General features: G+C 43.4%; 22 protein-coding genes. 12 read left to right on the top strand and 10 right to left on the bottom strand.

The features are described from left to right. Positions 1-39 precede the first annotated feature (39 nt). The 4 genes from KEJ24_06380 to KEJ24_06365 all read left to right on the top strand — a co-directional run bounded on the left by KEJ24_06380 (position 40) and on the right by KEJ24_06365 (position 5,042). Positions 40-1,227, top strand: a complete 1,188-nt coding sequence (locus KEJ24_06380; GenBank protein ID MBS7647443.1) for an iron-containing alcohol dehydrogenase — start codon at positions 40-42, stop codon at positions 1,225-1,227. 29 nt (positions 1,228-1,256) lie between these two features. Then, on the top strand, positions 1,257-2,144 hold the full coding sequence (locus KEJ24_06375) for an LLM class flavin-dependent oxidoreductase (GenBank protein ID MBS7647442.1): 888 nt from the start codon (positions 1,257-1,259) through the stop codon (positions 2,142-2,144). A gap of 78 nt (positions 2,145-2,222) precedes the next feature. Next, the gene (locus tag KEJ24_06370; protein MBS7647441.1) at positions 2,223-3,059 is read left to right on the top strand and encodes an amidohydrolase; all 837 of its coding nucleotides are present in this window, start codon (positions 2,223-2,225) and stop codon (positions 3,057-3,059) included. Positions 3,060-3,200: 141 nt separating this feature from the next. After that, entirely contained in the window at positions 3,201-5,042 is a 1,842-nt protein-coding gene (locus KEJ24_06365) for an aldehyde ferredoxin oxidoreductase family protein (GenBank protein MBS7647440.1), read from the top strand. 75 nt (positions 5,043-5,117) lie between these two features. On the opposite strand, the gene KEJ24_06360 is transcribed toward KEJ24_06365, so the two are convergent. Continuing rightward, entirely contained in the window at positions 5,118-5,891 is a 774-nt protein-coding gene (locus tag KEJ24_06360) for a sugar phosphate isomerase/epimerase (GenBank protein MBS7647439.1), read from the bottom strand. A 260-nt stretch (positions 5,892-6,151) separates the two neighbouring features. Here KEJ24_06360 and KEJ24_06355 point away from each other — a divergent pair, with 260 nt between their 5' ends. The 4 genes from KEJ24_06355 (at position 6,152) to KEJ24_06340 (ending at position 10,293) form a co-directional block, all read left to right on the top strand. Next, positions 6,152-6,916 carry a 4-vinyl reductase gene (locus tag KEJ24_06355; GenBank protein MBS7647438.1) on the top strand — a complete coding sequence of 255 codons (765 nt, stop codon included), beginning with the start codon at positions 6,152-6,154 and terminating at the stop codon, positions 6,914-6,916. Positions 6,917-6,981: 65 nt separating this feature from the next. Continuing rightward, on the top strand, positions 6,982-7,176 hold the full coding sequence (locus tag KEJ24_06350; GenBank protein MBS7647437.1) for a hypothetical protein: 195 nt from the start codon (positions 6,982-6,984) through the stop codon (positions 7,174-7,176). A gap of 46 nt (positions 7,177-7,222) precedes the next feature. Then, positions 7,223-8,476: a helix-turn-helix domain-containing protein gene (locus tag KEJ24_06345; protein ID MBS7647436.1), complete on the top strand. Its 1,254-nt coding sequence runs from the start codon at positions 7,223-7,225 to the stop codon at positions 8,474-8,476. 20 nt (positions 8,477-8,496) lie between these two features. Further along, entirely contained in the window at positions 8,497-10,293 is a 1,797-nt protein-coding gene (locus KEJ24_06340; protein ID MBS7647435.1) for an ATP-dependent DNA ligase, read from the top strand. A 49-nt stretch (positions 10,294-10,342) separates the two neighbouring features. Here the strand turns inward: KEJ24_06340 and KEJ24_06335 are convergent, their stop codons facing one another. From KEJ24_06335 to KEJ24_06300, 8 genes are all read right to left on the bottom strand, one after another. Continuing rightward, on the bottom strand, positions 10,343-10,867 hold the full coding sequence (locus KEJ24_06335) for a YkgJ family cysteine cluster protein (GenBank protein ID MBS7647434.1): 525 nt from the start codon (positions 10,865-10,867) through the stop codon (positions 10,343-10,345). Positions 10,868-10,971: 104 nt separating this feature from the next. Beyond that, on the bottom strand, positions 10,972-11,448 hold the full coding sequence (locus KEJ24_06330) for a class I SAM-dependent methyltransferase (GenBank protein MBS7647433.1): 477 nt from the start codon (positions 11,446-11,448) through the stop codon (positions 10,972-10,974). A 65-nt stretch (positions 11,449-11,513) separates the two neighbouring features. Beyond that, positions 11,514-11,840 (bottom strand): hypothetical protein, encoded by a 327-nt coding sequence (locus KEJ24_06325; GenBank protein MBS7647432.1) that lies wholly within the window; start codon positions 11,838-11,840, stop codon positions 11,514-11,516. Between the two features lie 90 nt (positions 11,841-11,930). After that, positions 11,931-14,807 carry a DEAD/DEAH box helicase gene (locus KEJ24_06320; GenBank protein ID MBS7647431.1) on the bottom strand — a complete coding sequence of 959 codons (2,877 nt, stop codon included), beginning with the start codon at positions 14,805-14,807 and terminating at the stop codon, positions 11,931-11,933. A gap of 104 nt (positions 14,808-14,911) precedes the next feature. Beyond that, positions 14,912-15,154, bottom strand: coding sequence for a cytochrome B5 (locus tag KEJ24_06315; protein ID MBS7647430.1), 243 nt, complete (start codon positions 15,152-15,154; stop codon positions 14,912-14,914). 13 nt (positions 15,155-15,167) lie between these two features. Further along, positions 15,168-15,917 (bottom strand): ZIP family metal transporter, encoded by a 750-nt coding sequence (locus KEJ24_06310; protein ID MBS7647429.1) that lies wholly within the window; start codon positions 15,915-15,917, stop codon positions 15,168-15,170. Between the two features lie 78 nt (positions 15,918-15,995). Continuing rightward, on the bottom strand, positions 15,996-16,547 hold the full coding sequence (locus KEJ24_06305; protein ID MBS7647428.1) for a DNA protection protein DPS: 552 nt from the start codon (positions 16,545-16,547) through the stop codon (positions 15,996-15,998). Positions 16,548-16,651: 104 nt separating this feature from the next. Then, positions 16,652-17,092: an SHOCT domain-containing protein gene (locus KEJ24_06300; protein MBS7647427.1), complete on the bottom strand. Its 441-nt coding sequence runs from the start codon at positions 17,090-17,092 to the stop codon at positions 16,652-16,654. A gap of 705 nt (positions 17,093-17,797) precedes the next feature. On the opposite strand from KEJ24_06300, the gene KEJ24_06295 reads away from it, so the two are divergent. The 4 genes from KEJ24_06295 to KEJ24_06280 all read left to right on the top strand — a co-directional run bounded on the left by KEJ24_06295 (position 17,798) and on the right by KEJ24_06280 (position 20,924). Continuing rightward, a complete protein-coding gene (locus KEJ24_06295; protein ID MBS7647426.1) occupies positions 17,798-18,760 on the top strand; it encodes an asparagine synthetase in 963 nt (320 codons plus the stop codon). Between the two features lie 383 nt (positions 18,761-19,143). Further along, positions 19,144-19,383 carry a hypothetical protein gene (locus KEJ24_06290; protein MBS7647425.1) on the top strand — a complete coding sequence of 80 codons (240 nt, stop codon included), beginning with the start codon at positions 19,144-19,146 and terminating at the stop codon, positions 19,381-19,383. Positions 19,384-19,407: 24 nt separating this feature from the next. Continuing rightward, a complete protein-coding gene (locus KEJ24_06285) occupies positions 19,408-19,656 on the top strand; it encodes a hypothetical protein (GenBank protein MBS7647424.1) in 249 nt (82 codons plus the stop codon). A gap of 650 nt (positions 19,657-20,306) precedes the next feature. Beyond that, positions 20,307-20,924, top strand: a complete 618-nt coding sequence (locus KEJ24_06280) for a hypothetical protein (protein ID MBS7647423.1) — start codon at positions 20,307-20,309, stop codon at positions 20,922-20,924. A gap of 89 nt (positions 20,925-21,013) precedes the next feature. Here the strand turns inward: KEJ24_06280 and KEJ24_06275 are convergent. Next, the coding region (locus KEJ24_06275; protein MBS7647422.1) for a hypothetical protein at positions 21,014-22,377 on the bottom strand (1,364 nt) is incomplete at its 5' end.

The raw sequence follows: 22,377 nt of genomic DNA, 5'->3' as shown, positions 1-22,377 counted from the left end.
GGGTTAAAACTTAAAAGAACCCAAGGAGGATTGATTAATATGAATTCGGAATTTGCAAAACGTATACCATCATTGAGGTCCTACACCATAATCTTGCCAAAACAGGTAATAGTTGGTGTGAATTCCGTTGAAAAAATCGGTGAGGAAGCAAAGAAATTAGGTTCAAAAGCGCTTTTGATAATGGATCCCATCATTGCTAAAGGGAATATTGCAAGTAAAGTTCAAGAACTTTTAAAGAAGAATGGACTACGCTACCACATATTTGATGATATTGAGCCTGAACCGAGCGTCGAAGCACTGAATAAAGCTTTGTCTTTCTCAAAAGATAAAGACTTTGATATCGTTATAGGGATCGGAGGAGGTAGCACCCTTGACATTGCCAAAGCGACGGCCGTAATGGCTGTAAATCCAGGTACCATCGAGGATTATTTTGGATCGGGAAAAATTGAGCGCAGATTAAATCTGATTTTATCTCCAACAACTGCTGGGACTGGCAGCGAGGTTTCAGCCTTTTGCATACTCACAAGTAAGGGAGAGAAAAAAATAATACATAGTCCGTTGCTTCTCCCTGACGTCGCAATTGTAGACCCTATGTTAACTATAACTATGCCTTGTAAGGTGACAGCCAACACTGGTTTCGACGCTTTAAGCCATGCAATAGAATCAATGTTATCTGTGGATTCCAATGAGTTCACGGACACTTTAAACCTAGGAGCCATCAGACTTATCGGTAAATACTTCAGAATAGCCTATCACCAAGGTTGGAACATTGAAGCAAGAAAAAGAATGGCTATTGCTGCAATGATTGCGGGGTTAGCCTTCACAAACACTGGCCTAGTTATTGGACACGGAGTTGCCATGCGCCTAGGCGAGAAAATGCATATTCCACATGGAGAGGCGTGCGCTCTTGCTTTGCCATACGCTATGGAATACAACTTGCCAGTTGCAGCAGAAAAACTCGCGATGATAGCATCTGCATTGGGCGAAAACGTGTCCGGGCTCAGCGAAGAGGAGGCTGCTAATAGAGCTGTTCAATGGGTCAGAAATAGAGTCAAGGAATTCGGTTTGAAGGCTAGTTTGAGGGAATATGGTATTGAAAAGGATAAAATTGGTGAACTAGTCAAAGATTTCCTTGAAAAGAGCCTCTTCGAAATAAATTGGAATCCAAAAGAAATAACCAAAGAGAGCTTGTTTAATTTTTATGAAAAAATGTGGACCGGTGTGTAGCGAGTAACACGTAACCTTGGGGACCGAAAATGAAGTTTGGCATAAGCCCTGCCCCTTGCGTATGGTGGACAAAACTAGAAGAGCTTGAAAAATGGGCCCAAACAGCTGAAAATCTGGGGTACGACGCTATTCTAATACCCGACCATTACGCATTCCCATCACCACCGTTTCCTTCAGACAAGCTTGTAGACACGTGGACTACGCTCTCATATGTTGCTGCTAAAACCACTAGGATTCGGCTTGGAAGTATGGTAAGTCCAATACCTCGATGGATCCCGAGTCAGTTGGCCAAAGTTATAACAATGGTTGACATATTGTCAAATGGTAGAACCATCGCTGGATTAGGTGCCGGATACTATCGAGATGAATTCGTGAATTATTCGCCCAGTGGCATTTTAGATGAACCACGAGTCAGATTTGAGAAATTTCTAGAGGGACTTCAGATAATGCTTAAGCTTTGGAGTGAAGAAAAAGTTACATTTAAAGGGAAGTATTATACACTGGTCGATGCGACACTAATGCCCAAACCAGTTCAAAAACCACATCCGCCTTTGTGGTCTGGGGCGCAACGAACCCGCATGATAGAAGTCACCGCAAAGTACTTTGATGGGTGGATACCACACACCTTTAAGTGGGAATGGGTTCTTGATATTGGTTCTAAAGGAATATCTAGTCCAGAAGAATACAGCGTATATGTTGAGCGAATCAAGAAGCTACTGCGGAATTTTGGAAGGGATGGACGCAATTTTACTTTTGGAGTTTTAGGTGAATTAGATTTTGACATCAAACGTTTAGAAAGGTATTCAGACGCCGGCTGTCAATACGTTGTGGTTGAGATAGCACCGTCTACTAAACCAGAGCAGTATTTAGAACTAACCAAGAAATTTGCTAAAGAAATCATGCCGTCCTTCATATGACACAAACAGATTACGGAATTGTTAGTACGATAAATCTTAAATCCGTTAACTGCCTATAACACTAAAAGGTGATAAAATTTGGGTGTTCTAAATAAGGAGGTTATAAAAAAACTACAAAGAAAATTCTTTATAATCGATGTGCATGCGCACATTGGTGAAACAGTGGGTGTCGGGGTATTCCTGCCAGAGTACATAAAAGTAACTCCTGAGGACCTCATTAAAAGGATGGATTATAACGGGACAGATATGGCGGTAATATCCCCTCTAGTTGGTTATCCTGCTCCCAATGGCATTAAGGATACTATGCGGCAAAATGACACTATCGCAGCGGCCGTCGAGAAATATCCTGATAGGTTTCCATGCGGTTTGGGGATTGTAGACCCATATGAGGTTGATAAAGCGATAGAAGAAGTTCACAGAATAATGGGTGATCTTGGGCTTAAGGGGCTATCCTTTTACATGATGTACCAGGGTACCTATCTTAACCATCCACTGATCGTTAAAATATTAAAAGAGTTGTCAAAATACCCGGGAGCTATTGTTATGGCGCATACGCATGTCGTTATCCCCGGAGAGCCTTGGAGACTCGGCGAGTTGGCGGAACGCTTTCCGAACTTGACATTTATTAGTGCCCATCCCCATGTTGAGGTTGGCCAATTGGCTCAGCATTTGCCATTCTGTAAAAGACTCAAAAACTTATACGTAGATACGGCCCTGTGGATTCCAGAGGATGAAACATGGTTGACTGCGAAAGCGCTCGGAGCTGATCGAATATTATATGGAGGAGACATAGGTGGAATATCGCAGATATCTTTCGGCCTGTTGCAATTGTTGTTGACGGATATCTTTACAGATGAAGAGTTAGAAAAAATATTTAGCAAAAATGCGGCCAAAATTTTTGGTATCAAAATCTAGATACGTTACTTTCTCATTCTTTTTTCTTGTGACGTAGCAGAGAGTAGAATTTGCTTTTATTTCCATGGTGACTTAAGGCAAAACATATAAGCTGTATATACTCTAAACTTGTTCTATCTCTGAAAGCGGGAAGGGTTGATTATGACTATCCAGTATGGCGGATATATGGGTAAGATCTTAAGGGTGGATTTGTCTCGGCAAAAGGTTGTTGTGGAAGAGCTGAAGAAAAGCTTCGTGGACATGTTTATTGGAGGCAAGGGATACGCATACTTTCTCTACAATTCCGTGGAGCCTAAGATTGACCCTTTTGATCCATCCAATAAAGTGATTTTCGCAACGGGTCCTCTGACAGGGACTACAGCGTCTGGATTTGCAGGGAGGCATGTTGTGATAACAAAGTCGCCCTTGACATCACTGTTCTTAGACACTTACGCTGGTGGGTTTTTCGGTGCCAGACTGAAATTTTCAGGATACGACGCAATTATAATAGAGGGTAGGTCAGAGAAACCAGTCTTTCTATGGGTACATGACGGCGAAATTGAAATCAGAAAGGCTGAACATCTTTGGGGAAAGATGACAGACGAAACAGAGGTTATGGTTAAGGAGGAGATAGGCGAGAAAGAGGCAAGTGTAGCGCGTATAGGGCCCGCCGGTGAGAAACTTGTAAGGTTCGCCTCAGTTATACATGATGAGGGAAGAGATGCTGGAAGAGGTGGTGCCGGAGCAGTTCTTGGCTCAAAAAGGTTGAAGGCAATAGCCGTAAGTGGAACGTCTAAACCATCCGTGGTTAACCCTGAAAAACTGGAGGAAGCCTACAAGAACATTAAGGATATGATTAAGAAAAATCCTGCAACAGCGGAGGTTTTGCCAAACTTTGGAACACCAGGCTTCGTAGGCGTTGCAAATGCCCTTGGAGGCTGGGCTGTTAAATGCTACACTACTGGCGTCTTTGAGGGAGCTGACAGCCTAAGCGGAGAATACATGAAAGAGAACTTTGTCGTTAAAAGAGCGTCTTGTTTCGGTTGCACTATAGGCTGCCGTAAAATATGTGAAATCAAGAGCGGCCCATATGCCGGAACTAAACTTGACGGCCCCGAGTTCGAATCAATATGCTTGTTAGGCGCAAATTGCAGTGTATCCAGCCTCGAAACGGTCGCCTATGCTGCGTGCTTGTGTGATCAATACGGGATGGATACTATATCAACCGGCTCTGTTATATCCCTTGCTATGATGCTTTGTGAAAAAGGAATATTGAAAGCCGAAAACCTTGGAAAACTTAAAATTGGTTTTGGAAGCGGAGAAGCCTTAATCAATTTAGTTAAAAGCGTTGGAGAACGAACTGGTCTCGGAGATATACTGGCTGAGGGCTCAAAAAGAATGGCTGAAAAACTAGGCAAAGAGGCAGAGTACTATGCATCTCACGTGAAAGGTTTAGAATGTCCAGCGTGGGATCCTAGAGCTTTCTGGGGACACGCTTTATCGTTGTCGATAGGTGATAGGGGGGCTTGCCACACCCACTCGGCAACCCTTGGTCTGGAAATAGGTGGTGTGCTGGACAGGTTTAGCATAGAAAACAAAGCTAAAAGCGTCAAAGAAACCGAGGAGTTAAACGCTGCAAACGACACATTGATTCACTGTATATTCTGGACGCATTTTGTTCCATGGCTTCCCGAGTATTCCGCTGAAATACTAAACGCCGTCACTGGAATGAATATGGATGGAAAACGATTCATAATGGTCGGAGAAAGAATACTCAACCTGACGAGGATGTTCAACGTTAGGGAGGGAATAACAAGGAGGGATGATGCTCTTCCCAAACGTTTAATGGAGCAACCGCATCCAGATGGCCCCTCGAAGGGCAAAATTGTAACTCGTGAAATGCTAAACAAGATGCTGGATGACTACTACAAGCTCAGAGGATGGAACAAGGACGGGATACCCACTGAAGAGAAAAAGCGTGAACTCAACTTACTCTCTTTATAATATCTTTTTAATTTGCGGGACAAAGGTCTAATCCTATTCATAGAATTTATGTCAAAATTCAATGTTCAATATTTTCTACTCCAGTATTGATTTCAAGTTGTTGATGCTTTCAGTAATTTTTTCGATAGATTCAATCACCAAAACATTGTTGTAAGACGTTTCTTTTAGAATTTCTACAAACCTCCTCCAATTCACAGTTCCGTAGCCTATGCCTAAATGCTCATCCTCCTTCCCGCGGTTATCATGGACATGAATATGCACAACTTTGTTTGAAAAAGTTTTAAGGAAAAGCTCTATCTGCCCGTTTAGGTTTGCATGTCCAACGTCGAGAGCTAAACCAATTCCTACGTCGACTTCTTCGTAGAATTTTTTGAAGTGTTCTACGCTCTTCATTAGGAAGGGGTAAGGCTCTGGAACATTTTCTATGGCTATTTCTACACCATTTTTTTGCGCAATTTTGTAAAGTATCCTTGCAGTTTCACAGTTTTGAATCCAGTCAAGCTCGGGATAAAACATGCTTATGCCTGTTTTCAAGCCCGGATGGAAAACCCAAACATGCGCTTCCAATAGGCTTGCAAAGTGTATGGATTTTTCTAATCGCTTAATCATAGCGTTTAACAAGAATTTGGACGGTGACGCAATGTTTATGTCTGCAAAGGGTGCATGAACGGAAAACTGTAGGTTGTAGCGTTTTCCAACCTCTTTCAGCTTTAAGGTTTTTCTTTTGTTTAGAGCATGAAGGCCATCGTCAACTATTTCTACGTGGGTGACCTCCGTGTTTGTTATGTATTTGAGCATTTTGTTGAAGGGTTCGCTTAGGCAGTGTAGCATTGAAATTCCAACTTTCATTTATCTCACCCTATTTGCTGCTGTTGTTTAATATTTAGTGGCTGTTTTTCTGGTTTTTATAATTTGAGGGTAAAGGTGTTCTTTAAATTCAATTAATGGTTAAGAATCTTGGATGAGCAAGGTTTTTATTTGTTTTGGGTGACTATTTTGAGTAGTCACCCAAGGTGGTAATTTCGTGCACCCACCTAAACGACGTTGTACGAGGAGGGTGTAACGAAACGTCTAGGCAGACTTTTAAACCGTTAAACATCGGAAGGGTTATGGTTTTCGATGAAAAACAGAAAATTTATGGTTTCGCCATCGAATCAAGGGTAGAGAAGGGGAACCTTAGAAAATTGGCTGAGTTGGCAGAGAGTTTTGGCATAATAATCCGTTACATACAGTTTTCCATGGAGGATGCTGGCAAACCAGCAGTAAACGTTATATCCTTTCTAGATTTTTCAAGAGCAAAAGTAACCCCTGAGGAAACTTTGGAGATTCTCAAGAAGAGCTACGATTTTGTCAAAAATGTGAAAATAATAAAGCCTCAAGGAAAATGTGTAATCTTTGACAACTATTTCTTCCCATTAATCACCGCTGGTGAAAGGGCTGTTGTTTTTAGAAGAAGTGTTTATGAAGCCCTTTTCAACGGCGTAAGGGAAAAGTTTGGAACAGCTGGCGAAGCCATGCTTTATTATCAGGGCTTCAGTATGGGTGCCGAAATCTTTGATGATTATATGGACATTGTAAAATCAAACAAGCTCGAAGACGTGATTGAAGTTGCTAAAGCCATGAACATGACCCTCGGTTGGGGCGTGATCGACAAGGTGGAAATAGATACGGAAAAGGGACGCGCAAAACTGCGGATTTACCAGAGTTATGAATGTGAATTGAGTAAAAAAGAAAAGCCGCAAAGCCAATTTTATAGAGGCGCAATTGCCGGAATATTTGCTCGATTTTTCGGAAAGGACGTGGAAGTTAAGGAAACGAAATGCATCGCCATGGGTGATCCGTACTGCGAATTCGAAATTAAAGCGGCATCGTGAAGTCCCTTAAAAATTTTATATTCACAATTAAACTTTATATTGAATGATGGGGCGCGTAGGCGCCTATGACTGGTGAAGGGAAAGGCAAGGTTGTAGACAGAGGTAAGAGGTATCATAAAATTTTCATTTACATACCAAAAGAGGTTTCATCGGATACGAGCTTTCCTTTCAAAGTTGGAGAGGACGTGACTGTGAGAATTGACGGCGAGAGGCTTGTGATAGAAAAACGTCAACAACAAGCCAAGGGCCAAATAGCATAAACTGAATCTTTATACTTTTGGTCGCAGATACTTAATTGGGACAGTTATGGTGGAGGAAAAAGATGTAGTTGAATTTCTCAAAACACGGGAGGCTGGGGCTTCTCTAAGCGAAATTGCTGAAGGGTTAGGTATCCCAAAATATGGACCGAACTCAGCTTATGCGATTCTTCAAACTTTGAAAAATAAGGGAATTGTGGAACGGAAGGGTGAATTGTGGGCGCTCACGGAGGAGGTGAAACCTAAATTTATTGAGAAAACACCTATGGAAACTCCGACAATAAAACCCGTTGAAGGGCCTATTCCAAAAGCTGAAACTGCTGTTGTGGCTCCTGAAATTGAAAGTCTAGTTAGGGCCATGGCGCAGACACTGGCCGAGGCTATGAAAACCGCTAGAATGCCAGCAGACGAGTGGGAGCTTGCCACAAAACCCATGACAGCAGAAATCCGCGAAGGAAAAGAGAAACTTGAGGCTTTCGTGCTCCGGCCAGATGAGGCTGTTGAAGCAAAAAAGCCTTTGCTGGGTTTTTCAACAGGCACTTTTCTAGATAACCTGTTTTTGACGCCGGAGGGGAAAGGTTTAGGCGGCATCCCTATTTGTGGACAATTTGCCATAACAGGTTTGCCCGGCGCCGGCAAATCAATTCTTGTTGAGGAGATAGCCGTAAGAGTAGCAGCTTCTGGCAGAAGGGTGCTTTACGCGACAGCTGAAGATACTTGGAAAAGCGCTACACCCCGCTTTGATTTGCAGTCTAGACTTAAACAAAAAGCCGACATTTTAGGCCTGGACTGGGAGAAAATACGGCAAAACCTTTTTGTTTTGGATACGGTGGCTTATCCGGAGCTCCGTGACTGGAACACCTTCGCCGAAGCATACCGCTATGTAGCTGAAAAAGAGAAAATTGAATTAGCCATAATCGACTCTGTCACGGTGCTTGAATCTTATCGCGGCGCCCTCAAATACCGTGTCATGGAGTTGGCCCGCTATAACCAAGTGCATGGCATAACCGCTTTGTATGTGAACCAGCGAAGCTCCGAGGTTTGGGATAGCTATGACATGGCTGGGGGCATAGGTTTAGCCCACAATTTGGATGGAACAATAATAGTGGATTACGGACGTGTCTATTGGTATGACCAGCAAGTAGATTTAGGCGTTGAAAGAGGCGATTTTGTCCGCATAGTCCGTGTTTTGGACTGTAGAATGTGCAATTTTGAACGTCGAAGAATAAGGGTTGACATAACAAAAGACGGTTTCTTAAGGATTGTTGAACCGCTTAGTAAAACATCTGAAGAGGAAAAATAGTTGGGTAGCTGGCAAGAGCCATGTCAATAGTTAAGCCGCCGACCATAAAAGAGTTGATTGAGGCGTATGGCTCTCCAAAAGAGGCTGTTTTAAGGCTTATTGAAGCTGGTTTTTCTCCTGAACAGATCGAGTGGCGGACTGGCATACCCTACTATTTGATACGCCTCTACATGGATGGTGTGCAGCCCAAAAAGGATGTGCCTTTCGCGAAAATTGTTGAGGTTTACGAGCGTTTGGCTGTTCTCCGCGGAAAAAAAGGCAAAGAAACAGAGCTATCCAAATTTTTCCACGATCCTGCTTTACCTCTCGAGGTTAAGGCTCGTTTTGCCCTTGGAATACTAACAGAAGAAAGCTTGAAAGTTGGTCCTGGACTAGTTGAGAGAAGTATAAGTCTTGCTACAGGTGCTCCCTTAAGCGAGGTTAAAAAGCTCATGATAGATTATGGCGAACACGGTGAGGTTGCATATCTCCTTAAAAAGCCTATGGAAGCTTCCCTTTCCGTCAACGAGATCTATGAGGCTATTAGGTTCCTGCCAAAATTAAAGGGCGTTAAAGAACGCGAGCTTTATGTCTCTAGTCTCTTGCGGATTAGTACGCCCTTAGAGGCAAAGTACATTGTTAGGCTACTTTTGGGCGACTTGAAGCTTGGCTATCACGCGAGCACGGTTATGCGAGCTGCAGCCAAGGCATACAATGTTCCAGTGGAGCTTATTCAAAGCGCCTGCGCTATCGTTGGTTTAGCTGAAGGTATAAGTTTGGCTTCTGAAGGACTGCTTAAACTTGCAGAGGTGAAGATTCGCCCAGGCCAGTTCATTAAACCTCAACTGGCCCACCTTTACGAGCCGGATAGGGTTGTCTACCCGGTTAGGGCTGAGTACAAGATTGATGGAAGTCGTCTTCAAGTGCACAAGTGGGGCACTCAGATATGGCTTTTCTCAAGGCGCGGCGTAGAGAAATCGCAGACGCTTCCCGAAATTATAGAGATAGCCAAAACATTCAAGGCTCAAAGCTGTATTGTAGACGGTGAAGTTTTCGCCGTGAACCAGAACGGCAACCCTTTACCCTTCCAGGCTATGCTTGAAAGAACAGTGCCAAGGGAACTCACATCTAAAGAGCTTGCCGAAAGAATGGCTAAGGTTCGCGTAACTTACGGAGCCTTTGATATTCTATTCTTAAACGGGAAAGAGCTCATCGAGTTGCCACTTTCCGAGAGGCGCAAATACCTTTTGGAAGTTGTTCCACCGGAGTTTTTGGCTGAAGGTTTTGAATGCCAAAACGAGGTTGAGTTGATGCGCTTTTACGATGAGGCTCTAAAGAGGGGCTATGAGGGCATCGTAGTTAAAAACTTGAATTCGCCCTACGAGATTGGGCAACGCACCTACACTTGGCTAAAGCTAAAACCTGAACGTGACACCATAGACTGCACAATCGTGAAAGCCTTGTATGGAAAGGGCAAACGTGCAGGCCTGTACTCGTCTTTCCTGCTGGCGGTGCGCGACTCCAAAGAGCGTAAACTCTACACCATCGGTAAAGTCTCTAACTTGCCGGAGCAAACCATGGAGGGCCTCACAACAATCATCGAGAGGACAAAAACGGTTGGAGACGATGAGGGTGTATTCGTGAAACCAATGGTGGTTGTGGAGGTGACGTATCAAGAGATTCAAGAGACAGATGAGTACACGAGCGGTTATGCATTGCGCGTGCCGAAAATAGTGCGGTTTAGAATAGACAAAACGGTTGAGGAAATAGACACTATTGAGAAGCTTAGAAAACTGTATGAGTTGCAGTATGAACGCTTCCCAATACAATCTATTTAAATAGCTGTTGGGTGTAAAACAAAATTATGTGCAAGCCATGCAAGCTTTTTTAGAAGATTCTTCGCAAGGAGAGTGGTTGCTGGACCAAGCTTATGTTTGCTGTGCTTTTGCTTTGTTCTTTGCGGGTTCCGATGGCAATTTCTATAAACTCTTTGATTGTATAGTTTGCAAACTCCCATGTTGGCCTTCCGTACCGCAGTCCAGTACACGTTGAGTCCACGTAAACGTAAAGAAGTTTGCCAAGATATGGATAGGCAGCTTCTCTTGCATATCCATATCTTGGAGATGTTAGAATCTTAAAGGGCCAGAGTTTACATGCTATAGGTTTCATATGTTGTAACCCACACAAGTGCATGTTTGAAAGTCTATAGAGAAATATGCATGAGCCGTCGCTTTTCCGCCTCAAATAAAGCTTGTTTAAGCCTGTGGCTGTCGTTTCCACTCCAAAGTTTTTAACTATGTTTAGCCATTCTTGGAAGTTTAGAACTACACTGTAGGCTTTGCAGCATAAACCACACGTGTTACATCTCCAGTCTGCAACATGCTGCCATGGAACAAACAACATTTCCTGCATTGGCTCCCACGATGCTCTTTTTGTATCAATCTTTGAAGGAAACACGCCTGAATTTAAAAGTTATTTTGCCAGTCACGCAGATAATTTAAGCTTCTAAGATTTTGTCAACCTTTTCTGTATAGGTAGATGGTGTGGGATGGATATCCCAGTTTCGGGTTTTCGCAGAAATTCTCAACTTTGAGGGGTTTCCAACCTACAATCTCATAGTCGTGAGAAACTACTCGAGCACCGGATTTAAGTTCAGCTTCGAGTTTTGGCCTTATCTTCTCGTTGGCGCTTGTCGTCAAATACAGAAATACAACATCTGCTGAGGATAGGTCAACGTTAAACATGTCGCCGTTAACTATGGTTACTCTGTCTTGAAGGCCCTCTTCATAAACGCTGCTTAAGGCTTTTTTAGCAAGATCTTCGCGGAGTTCAACACCGACAGCTCTTGCTCCAAAATCTTTTGCGGCCATTATAACGGTTCTACCGTCTCCAGCACCTAGGTCAAAGAATACTTCTCCGGGTTTTAGCTGTGCCAGAATAAGCATGTGACGGACGACTGGTAAGGGTGTTGGGACGTAAGGAGCTATGAACAGTTTGGGAAGCCTCCCTTTTCCGGATTTAGCAGTGTCTCTTTTCTAATTTTTAAAATTTTCTGATTCTAGGCCACGTAGGTTTCCCTTTTTGGCGTTGGTCTTCTAGACTCACCGCATTTCATGGCGCTTTGGGCGCACAGCTCTAAATATTTTTCCTCGTCTCCGGAGCCAACAGCTTCGGCTGCCTTGCGGCAAAGCTCGCTAGGTTCTTCGCATCCCTCTTCCCTGCATAAGCCTGAAATGTAGAGGCAGATTTCCTGCACATCTTTAGGTTCTAAGACAGCTCTGTTTGTGCGAATTAGTAGGCAAAGCTCCCTTGCCAAAACACAGTTTTTCACATACTTGATCCTATTCAAGACTTCTTCACGGAGTCTTCTTCGACTTATCTCCAAATTCTTATCTCCACACTTCTAGAGAGCTACTTTGCTCACCCAGATTAACGTAGTCTCCCATTTAAAAGTTGTTGTAAGTCTCTTGAATTTTCACCAGAATCTTTTGCTTATGGCTTTGCGTTCTGCTTCTAAGACAAGCTCGTAAAATTTATCATCAAGCCGTGTATTCTTTTCAAGAACTTCTTTCACGTCTTGGGGTTGAACTTTTCTGGCACAGAGGGCCACCGCAGCTGCTTTTCCATACTTTTCTATTAAGCGGGCGGTTTGAACAGCCTGTCTTTGTAATTTTTCTTCGCTTTTAGTCAGTTTTTCGCCTTTCTTCTCGATGAGTGGCAAAACTTTTTCCTCTTCCTCTTTCAGAAGCCCCAAAGCTTCAGATCCACACTTGGGACATTTGGGTTTCGCTGGTAAGTCTTTGATGCGTATCATGTCAGCGTAGCTCCAACAGTTTGTGCAGATGAATACACATGTCTCGTTCAATAACCTTGCCTTAGCAGACTCGACAAGCACGGCATGCATCCGTTCGGGTGGAATCAAATCTGTTTTCATGCTTACGCGTTCAATGCCAACCCGCGCGACTGGTGTGGCTGTGCCACTGGTTTCAACTTTTTCTACTGTTATTTCGCCCTTGCGTATTTTCTCCAAAACTTGGACAAGCCTTTTAACATCCAAGTCTTTGAGGAAAACCTCTTTTAGGGCCTCTTCGAATATTGGGGTTCCCTCGAAACTTTTGAGAAGTCTTTGGAGGCTTACATTACTAAAGTCCGCCCACTTTTCAAGCGCGCCAAAGCGTCTCGCCACATGAATCAAGCGTCTCTTAAAAAGCCCGGTCTTAACCGTGGCTCTTGTTAGGCTATCTCTAACATTTTGTTCTTCCATAAAAGCCATTTCATTGATCAGCTCGACTATTTGGTCGGCGCTCGCTGCGCACATGGTTTGTATGAATATGCGGTATGGATCATGCTGAACAACAACGCTATAACCAATCCTTTCGGAGAGCAGTTGCCCAATAAGTTGGGCTAAAGCCCTATTAACAAGAGAGCCAAAATGAGAATGAACAATTACGAAATCTTCCCAACTCTCAACTATTATTCGCTTATCTGTTGGAACAAGCAGTCCAGCGGAAACTTGTTCAACGGTTTCAGCCAAAGCATCCAAAATGGTTTCCTTGTCGGCTGGATACTGTTCGCTAAGCTTAGCAGCAACTTCTTCGGGTGAAACCCTCTTGCATATTTGTTCTTCAACAAAGCCTCTTATTGCGCCGACTTCTTGAGCTACCTCAAAAGGCACAGGAATTTCTTCGCCTATCCAGCTTGGAATCGCCCCGGTTGGGTCGTCTACTGGTTTGACGTAAACCTTGTCGCCTGAAATGTGGATGATTCGCCACGGGCTTCCGCGGATTATGAATTTTATTCCGGGTTTACCATATTCCGCCATGAAAGCCTCATCTAAAATGCCCACAGCCGAGTTTGCTGTCTCATCAATCACCAAATATTGTTTCTCTTCTGGAATCATGGACAAGTTATCAAAATAGTATTCAAAAAGTGCCCTTGTCCTCCGCGGTTTTAAAGCGACCTTATCCTCGAAGGAAACCCAAGCCAGTCTTGGAAAACGGTCATGCATATACCGTAAAATTTTTTCAATATCCTCCATGGTTAAATCCATATACGGATAGGCTTTCCTAAACATTTCAAGGATCTCGCCAAACTCCAGCCTCTTTTGTTTTAGGAGAAGCCCTGCAATTTGGTGCGCTAAAGCGTCGTAGGGCTTCGGTGGAATATCAACAGGCTCTAAATCCTCTTTCAAAGCGCGTCTTGCTATAGCTAACGCCTCCAAAGTATCATCGGAATCCATGGTGATGATTACTCCTTGGGCTATGTGGCCTATTCTGTGGCCACTTCTGCCAACCCGCTGTATTAGCCTTGTAACTTGGCGGGGGCTCATGTACTGAATGACCAAGTCTATGCGGCCCACGTCTATACCAAGTTCAAGGCTACTTGTGCAAACTAGTCCTTTGAGTTCACCATTTTTTAGGCCTTTTTCAGCGGCTATACGTGAGGGCTTAGCTAAAGAGCCATGATGTATAGAGACTGGGAAGTCTATATCCCAAACCTTAAAGCGGCTTGCCAAAACCTCCGAAATAGCCCTAGTATTCGTGAAAAGTAGCACAGACTGGTGGCGGCTAATATAGTCGCGGATAACCCTGAGCCTAGCCGCGACCTCGGGATGCGTATAAAGTCTTTCAGCTAGCTCAAAATCTTCAGGCTTAGGCTTTGGATAAAGGATTTTCAAACGCATTTTTCTGGCAACCGGAACCCGCACAATCTCCACTGAACGGCCGTTTCCAACAAGAAACTGGGCAACTTTCTCTGGGCTGCCAATGGTAGCGGATAACCCTATAACTTGGAAGTCTTTTCCGACTATGGCGCGTAGCCTTTCAAGGCTTAGGGCAAGCTGGCTTCCCCGTTTACTGTCTGCCATTTCATGTACTTCGTCAATTATCACCCAACGCACGTGCTGCAAGTGCTTCCTCATAACCCAACCGACTAAAATAGCTTGCAATGTCTCTGGAGTCGTAATTAAAATATCCGGTGGGCTTCGCGCCTGTCTTGCACGCTCACGTGTCTCCGTGTCACCATGCCTAACTGCCAACTTGATGTCTAGGTTGTTGCACCACCATTCTAGGCGCTCCAGCATATCACGGTTTAAAGCCCTCAAAGGCGTGATGTAAAGCACTTTTATACCTGGAGGCTGAGGCTCCTGTAAAAGCATGCTTAAAACTGGTAGAAAAGCGGCTTCAGTCTTGCCAGTAGCTGTCGGTGAAATAAGCAGGACAGTCTTCCCCTCAAGAATAAGCGGAATGATCTTTTCCTGCGGCTCTGTTGGTTTTGAGAATCCCCTCTGCTCAATCAAGCGGCGAACAGGCTTGACTAAAAGGTCAAAAGCGTTTCTAGGCTGTTCTTTCAAGACGTGGTTAACCTCAAACTCTGTTAGAATAGCGTGAAACCAAATGTAAAAGCATTTTGCACAACAACCAGCATATAAAATGACAATTAGCTATTGGTTGGGCGTCATTTTTGCTTTTTACGTAAAATTCCAACAACAGGGAACCTTTTAAGAACATCTTCGCCATGAGGTGCTTGCTTCAATGCTTCTGTCAAATCCACACCGGCTATGTGGAGAGCTTGATGTTTCCCGTTCTTCCATAGAAAACTGGTTGACACGTCGTAAACTTTTCCCTTGTATGCTATATAAGCTGGTTTTCCGTTTTTGCCGTCATATTTGGCGAGTTCCTTTGGTGTAAACTTTTTCATTTTAATCCTACCTTCATGCGAACAGCGAGTCGAGCAGCATCATAACGATAAAGCCTACTACAAGGCCGAAAGTTGCTTGTCTCTCAAAACCTTTTCTGTGGCTTTCCGGTATTATCTCATCGCTTACCACAAAGAGCATAGCCCCAGCGGCGAAGGCAAGCGCCCAAGGCAAAAACTGATGAAAAACAGATACAAGCGCAACACCTAACAATCCTCCAATAGGCTCAACCAAGCCAGTTAATGTGCTGTATCCAAGAGACTTTCGCTTGCTGTATCCCTCTCTTAACATGGGCAGTGCAACCGCCAAGCCTTCAGGCATGTTCTGAAGTCCAATGGCCACAGCAACTACAAGCCCGGCGGCTATGTCTCCTGTTCCGAAGCTTACTCCAACCGCCAAGCCTTCGGGAAAATTGTGAATTGTAACAGCTAACGTGAAAAGCCAGACTCTCGAAAGTTTGGAGGGATGCCCTTCTTCACCTAATGCTGGATGAAAATGGGGAACAAGACGATCTGCTAAGTGCAAGACCATAGCGCCCAAAACGATTCCGAGAACAGCAACCCATATGCCGCCAACACTTATGGCTGGAATTAGAAGGCTGAAGAATGTTGCAGCAAGCATTACCCCAGCAGAGAATCCAAGCATCACATCCAACAACCTATCTGAAAAATTTCTAACAAACAACACTGGAAGAGCTCCCGCACCAGTAGCCACACCTGCTAACATACTAGCTGCTGAACCAAACCAGATAGCCTCTGAGCTCATATTTCAACACGGATCATTATGAAAAGTATATTGCTGTGTATATAAAAAGGTGGTTATAGTGGCTGGTATGCGGCTCATCTATTTCAGGAATTTTGAAACGAATGGTGAGGTTTCGCCTCTACGCATGAAGTGTCCAGACGGGCCTTCGCCTAAAAATTCAGAGAACCAAGACTCATGCTCGATTTCCTCGTTTAGAATCGCCAAGGACAGGTCGTATGTTCGGTGATCTTTCCCTGCGGTCATATTACAAATATGAGTGTATCCCCTTACAGCGCATCTTTCTGCTTCCACCAAAACCTTTAGCATTTCCTTAACATTGGCTGGATCCTTTGGCAGTTTAGCCGGCGGACACGCCGACATATCATGAAAAACTTTCATGTCTTCTGGCAGTTTACCTCCCAACTCGTATATGCGGGGCACAAGCGCCTCAAAATGGTTGCGATCTTCAATACGGGCAACCTCCGCAATCTCCTTTATAGTTTCACCTTCAAGCCCGATGAGATTACACCTCAGAATCGTGTAATAATAGTAAGTTGTAAGCTCCGCCGCCGCATTCTTCACAAGCAACTCAACCAACTGATCAACATTTATCCCAGCCTTCTCCACCATCTCCCGCGCCACCCTCGCCATTTTATCACCTCCAATTAAATCAGAAATAGTAATGTTGCCACAACCTAATATCTCTTTGTTCGGATTATAAACTATGGCGAAAATAACTAGTAAAGCAAAATGTGCTATTCTAACAGCTTTTTCTTAGCCTTTTCATACTCCTCTCTCGTTATCGCCCCAATGTCGAGCAGTCTTTTAAGCCTTTCAAGCTGGTCTACTATGGTTTCCGCTGGCACAGTCGCGGCTGGAGATTGTTGCGGATGCAGTGTTCGCAAAATGGTTTTTTCAGCTATCTTTTCCACCGATGCTGCAATTTTCTGTTGTTGGAAGACTTCACGCCATTCAGTTATTTTGCTCACTAGGATTTCTCTGGCTTTGGATGGTTCAAGGATATCCCAGAACATGTTACTTTTGCTCTTAACTATGGTGGGTGTGGCTGTTCCCCCTCCAACCATTATGCCTTTTCCAACAGCTGCTCCTCCACCTACATATCCAACTTCAAGCCCTGTGGTTGTTATGAACACCAATGAGCCGCAATTGAATATTCTTGCTAAAAGTCCTTGCATTATGTGCACGTCCCTAATCTGGTCGAAAGTTATTTCTCTAGAATAGCTTCCGAAAAACCATGACTTCTCTATGCGGACAGATTTTTCAGTTATAGAATACGTGTAGGCTTTCTTGTTGAAATAGTAAAGCGGGAAGAATACAAAGCAGAAAACAAGCCAGATCGGAATGAGTAGCGGAACATAAAGAAACGCACGGCTCAAGAAGATGATGGTAACAACCACGAAAACTATGACAAATTTGACAAGGGTTTTCTTCATAAAAGGCTTGCTGCTCCAGAGAACAGACATACAATCACCAGCCTTCCTCAGCTTAATATCAGCAATCAAAAATTTAAGAGTACCCCTTCAATATTCCATAAATGTCCTTAAGTGTTCTCTCAGCCTTATCGTCTGGAAAAGAATCCTAACCCTTTTCAGATTATTTTTCAACAGACCTACTGTTTCAACGGGAACCATGTGACTTTACGGGGGGCTTCAATGGTCAGAGGGTGGAGATAGTCCTATAACCTAAAAGTTCCCATGGCAATCAATCTGAATCAAAAGCATCTTATAGCGGGATGATTCAAATGCAATATTGCAAATATTACATGAATATGCCTTTTAAAATTAACTTTTTAGAATAAAGTTTATTTTCATTCATAAAAAATTTATATAGAACTTTCCAAAAATTTTCAACAAACACTCTATGCACGAAGGCGCGAAACCTTGCAAACAGAAATACATTATGTTCCAAAACCTCTGGAAGAACTTTCAGCGGATGAGCTCCGCAGGAAAATTGTCATAGGCAAGGTTATGACTAATACTTTAAGTTACTTAACTAGAGAATTCGTTAAAAATGGTTTTCAGTGGTTGTTGCCTGTGGTTTTTTCAAAATCAACAGATCCCCTATGGCCTGATCCAGGATCCTCGATAGAAAAGAGAATAGAGGTGGAAATTTACGGGGAAATAGTTAGACCCACCCTAAGCATGATTGTCCACAAAATGGTTGCCTGTTCATTGGCGTATCCTAAGCTTTTTACACTTTCACCAAATGTTAGAATTGAAAGGAAGGATAGAGTCCACACTGGGATCCACGCCTATGAATTCACGCAACTTGACTTTGAGATAAAAGGCGCCACTTCGGACGACATAAGAAAATTTGTGGAGGAAATTTTATGTGGACTGCTAGGAAGCTTACGAAAAGTTTTGCGGGAGGAACTAGACTGTCTAGGAAGGTATAATTGCCTGAAAGTGCCAAGCGCGCCATTCAAAGTTTACGAAATGAAAGAACTCGAGGAAAAATACGGCGGCAATTGGGAAAGAGCAGTGGTACAAGAAGCTAATGAACCATTTTGGGTTGTAAATATTCCCAGGGAATTCTATGACTTTGAGGACTTTGAAACGGGCAAATGGGACAACTATGACCTCTTCCTTCCAAAGTTCGGCGAAGTGTTATCTGGGTCAAGAAGGGAATGGGAATATCATAAAATCGTTAAGAAACTGGACAGGGATGGAGTGAGAAAAGAAAACTTCAAATTGTTTCTACAGTTAGCAAAAGAGAACAAAATATGTCCATCTGCCGGTGCCGGAATAGGCATAGAGAGACTTGTAGCTTGGATAGTTGGAGCCAGGCATATAGGCGAAGTGCAACCATTTCCCAAGATTCCGGGGATAGTATACGATCTGTAAACTTAGCATGGCATACTGTGGAAAAACTATGCGAAACATCAACCCAAGGCTCATCAATTAATTTACGGTGAAAAAGCCGAGCTCTGAAATCCTGCTAAAACATTTAATTGCAGCGTAACCTCAGATAAAATAAATGCCTACACCATGTAGCTGCATTTTCAAACAATATTTAACACTTGCGGTTGTCAAGGAAATAACACTTAGACATTAATTTAGTGGGCCGAACCATGTGCAATTAAAAATTGAGCGAGTTTCATCTCTAGTTTAAACAACTTTCAAATGTATAGTTTGATCGACATTACGATCATAGAATTTGGTTTATAACAAAAATTTATTAGATGCCATTACCCCTTTAACTAAAGGGACAATCTGAAGATCAGGGTGTGAGGTCCGTTAATTATTTGATTGCCACAGAAATAATAGTCTTAGTTGATTTTGATTTTATAATATGCAATATACCTAACGTACGTGCCGGACGGGACGACTCTAACATTAAAGAGGTTGGCGTTGAGTGGATATGCGATTATTCAAAGGCAAGAGAAGCTGGCTGGCCAGTATCGGATCTTAATTATGCTGATGATAATGCTGAACAATTTTACCAACTGTTGATAAATATAGGATGAAGTGGCTTTCATTTTGGCAATGACATGGCTTGGGAGTCTGATTTTGAGAAACCCGCCGTAGGTGGATTTGATTACGTGTGGATCGACAGAGTAGACTTTGCATGCTTCTACGGTCATGGAGCTAAAACATTCTTTCTATTCGGGACAAATCACGATGCGGATGGAGTTTTTGAGTGGAGAGTAGACTGGCATTACGAAGCCCGAATGGGGAGATCAGGACCTAGAGTGGATAGTCCTTCATGCATGCGAGTGCCTCGACGAATACCAAATTAAGTGGTGGTTTGAACCAGTTTTTAAAGGAATTCACATAGTAACGGGCTTCCATACAATAGCATATGATCGAGGGGCTTATCCTGAAGAAAATACGGGGTTTATTTTTGCACCGTATCTGACTGGCCAGAATCCATACGTGCCTTTACCACCACAGAAAATAGCAGATGCATGGAAGAGAGCCACTAAAGATACTCAGCCATCGGGTATATATATGGGGCATGGCTGTCTGCAAAGGTTACGATCAACGGCGTAGTACATACATACAGTTACGAGGAGTATCTGCCCGGATTTGGCACAGTGCTTCCCGATGGCATTCTTATAGATTTGGTATATGACAAGAGGTAAGGAGATATGAAGAGGTTAATGAAAGTTGTGTTGTCGGCTGCGCTTATGGTAGTGTTGGCGTTAACTTGTGTAGCTATATTGTTTACGCTAAAGTATTTGCCTTTTAATTTTAATTCTTCGGGCTCATTGGGTGGAAGTTTAAAAGTCAACTTAAACTGTTCACTTACAAGCTTTCCAAGCGAGGTGCCTCGTTTAAAGGTTGTTATGCATTCAACGATCACTAAGGATTTTGTGGTAAAAATATAGCAAGAGATCTTTTTGGTGTTTTCGGTGAGGTTGTAGAGGGACCTAAGACCTTTAGTGTTGTGGGTGATGGAAAGGTATTAACAATATATAAGTCAGGAGGGATCAGTTATTCCACTGAAGAAACAGAGGAAAATCTGAAAGGCTTTACATTTGAAGGAACATGGTCTGAAGCCAGAAAGATTGCTGAGAACTTTTTAGAAAAGATGAGAACTTATGGACTTTGGCCGAAGAATCCGCTTATGTCGATAGAATTTAGAGAAGTCGGATGGGCTGGCTCTCGTAAGGTGTTCTTTCCGAACGGAACTGTTAAGGAAGAGCAGAATTTCGGTCCAAGTGTGGGCTTTTGGCTTAAGTTTGATGGCTATAAGTTATGGGGACCGGGTGCTGATTTTGGTGTGGCGATCGGAAAGGGTGGAAGAATATTTAGTGCCGAATTGTTCTGGAAGGATGTTGAGGTTGAGGGAAAAACTAGGGTTATAACTCTTGAAGATGCTTTAAAGAGGCTCACTTCAGAGAAAATATTGGAAGTAGTTGACTGTATAACAATTAACAGTATTGAACTTGCATATCATGCATATGCCCCTGGAGTTGAACAAGAATATTTAGAACCCATCTATCTATTCGACTGCACACTAAACAATGAATATAACTCCTACCTTTACGTTTCAGTCCCATAGAACAGCAACAATAAACCGTCTGCATTTATTGCGTTTACACAACATAGTGGGCCGGACCGTATGCAATTAAATAATTAAGTGAGTCCTTTTTAGAGTTTTCTTATTTTTCCTGGTTCTGGCTGGTATATTTGGCCTTGTTGTGTTAGTCGCCATATGGCTGTTTCTACAGCCGCCTTTTCCAGGCCTTCTTCTTCGTAGGCTTGTTTGACTATTTCTTCTATTGGGATTGTTTGGTTTGGGAGGTTTTCCATAAGCCATTTCATGGCTTGGCTTATGCCTTTCGTCTGTATTGTTTGTGGTTTCCAAAGCTCTTTTCTTGGAAGGGTAGCTACTTCTGACTGAAGTGTTTGGGTGTTTATTGGGGCTTGCTTTGTTTGGGGCTGGTAGTCCATTAGGGTTATGGTTGGCGTGGCTTTCTCCTTTAGCAGTTCTGGCAGTTTCCTGTTTAGTTGGCTTATTATTCGTTTCATTTTTCTTGCTCTTGAAATGCTTGACCAGTAGAAGGCCTCGTCAACAGTGTCTTCAGCTATTAGGATTGTTACTTTTCCTGCTACTCGTCTTCCTGTTCTGCCCCTGCGCTGTATGTAGCGTATCTCGCTTGGAACAGGCTCATAGAAAACTACGTGGTCCACTTCCGGAATATCTAGGCCTTCTTCAGCTATGCTTGTAGCCACCAAAACGTTTGTTTCTCCGCTTCTAAGCTTTTCAAGCACTTCACGCTGCTGTTCCTGGCTCATTCCAGGGTCGCCTTCCCTCTCCCCTTGACCAACGAAACGTTCAACCCTAAGCCTAGAATTGTTGTTTAGATTTTTTAGAAGAGTGTTTACCGTGTCGCGGTACTGTGTAAAAACGATAAGCCTCGAGTCAGGCTTGGCTTGAAGCTGCGCCTCCAAAACTTTGACAAGCTCATTTACTTTCGGGTTTTGTGTTGCCATGCAACTTCTAAGCGCTTTTCTAGCCTCTATAAAAAGCGGATCGTTTAGGATTGATTTGTGGCCTTTGCTTCCCTCCATAGCCATACGCCTTAGAGACTTTTCAATGAACGCTTCTAGAGTTTCTGGGCCTTGGGATTCTATTAGCTCTATCATGTGGGCTATGCTTAGGGCTGCTGTTGCTTCCACTTTAAGCTGGTATAGGTATCCGCCTTCTCCGCCTCCAAGCCTACGCTGCAATTCTTCGTTAAGCTCAACGAGATCCCGCCTAGTAATGAAGGCTGGCTGCTTGTCTGTTAAAACGCCTAAGGCTTGTAGCCCCTTAACGCGTTCAACAAGAATCTGCCTAAGCTTGTCCCTAACAGCCAAATACTGTTCCGGAGGCTTTACACGGCGCCATTCAACCTCTATGGGCTGTATGTAGGGCTTAACGTCCTTATCCTCGTCTGTTCGATGCTCTATGGCTGCTATGCCCAAATTCCTGCAAACTTCAGCTATCTTTTCTTCGCTTCCTCCTGGAG

It is taken from the genome of Candidatus Bathyarchaeota archaeon, from assembly GCA_018396705.1.
Taxonomy (GTDB): domain Archaea; phylum Thermoproteota; class Bathyarchaeia; order Bathyarchaeales; family Bathycorpusculaceae; genus DRVP01.
The sequence above is the reverse complement of the archived record's forward strand: the minus strand, read 5'-3'. Positions and strand labels throughout refer to the sequence as shown.

Excerpts from the sequence above, each read along its gene's own strand:
- KEJ24_06340 (MBS7647435.1), top strand. The coding sequence starts at position 8,497 with ATGTCAATAGTTAAGCCGCCGACCATAAAAGAGTTGATTGAGGCGTAT.
- KEJ24_06350 (MBS7647437.1), top strand. The coding sequence starts at position 6,982 with ATGACTGGTGAAGGGAAAGGCAAGGTTGTAGACAGAGGTAAGAGGTAT.
- KEJ24_06345 (MBS7647436.1), top strand. The coding sequence starts at position 7,223 with ATGGTGGAGGAAAAAGATGTAGTTGAATTTCTCAAAACACGGGAGGCT.
- KEJ24_06315 (MBS7647430.1), bottom strand. The coding sequence starts at position 15,154 with ATGAAAAAGTTTACACCAAAGGAACTCGCCAAATATGACGGCAAAAAC.
- KEJ24_06375 (MBS7647442.1), top strand. The coding sequence starts at position 1,257 with ATGAAGTTTGGCATAAGCCCTGCCCCTTGCGTATGGTGGACAAAACTA.
- KEJ24_06365 (MBS7647440.1), top strand. The coding sequence starts at position 3,201 with ATGACTATCCAGTATGGCGGATATATGGGTAAGATCTTAAGGGTGGAT.
- KEJ24_06380 (MBS7647443.1), top strand. The coding sequence starts at position 40 with ATGAATTCGGAATTTGCAAAACGTATACCATCATTGAGGTCCTACACC.
- KEJ24_06300 (MBS7647427.1), bottom strand. The coding sequence starts at position 17,092 with ATGCAAGGACTTTTAGCAAGAATATTCAATTGCGGCTCATTGGTGTTC.
- KEJ24_06310 (MBS7647429.1), bottom strand. The coding sequence starts at position 15,917 with ATGAGCTCAGAGGCTATCTGGTTTGGTTCAGCAGCTAGTATGTTAGCA.
- KEJ24_06305 (MBS7647428.1), bottom strand. The coding sequence starts at position 16,547 with ATGGCGAGGGTGGCGCGGGAGATGGTGGAGAAGGCTGGGATAAATGTT.
- KEJ24_06355 (MBS7647438.1), top strand. The coding sequence starts at position 6,152 with ATGGTTTTCGATGAAAAACAGAAAATTTATGGTTTCGCCATCGAATCA.
- KEJ24_06360 (MBS7647439.1), bottom strand. The coding sequence starts at position 5,891 with ATGAAAGTTGGAATTTCAATGCTACACTGCCTAAGCGAACCCTTCAAC.
- KEJ24_06335 (MBS7647434.1), bottom strand. The coding sequence starts at position 10,867 with ATGCAGGAAATGTTGTTTGTTCCATGGCAGCATGTTGCAGACTGGAGA.
- KEJ24_06285 (MBS7647424.1), top strand. The coding sequence starts at position 19,408 with ATGGCTTGGGAGTCTGATTTTGAGAAACCCGCCGTAGGTGGATTTGAT.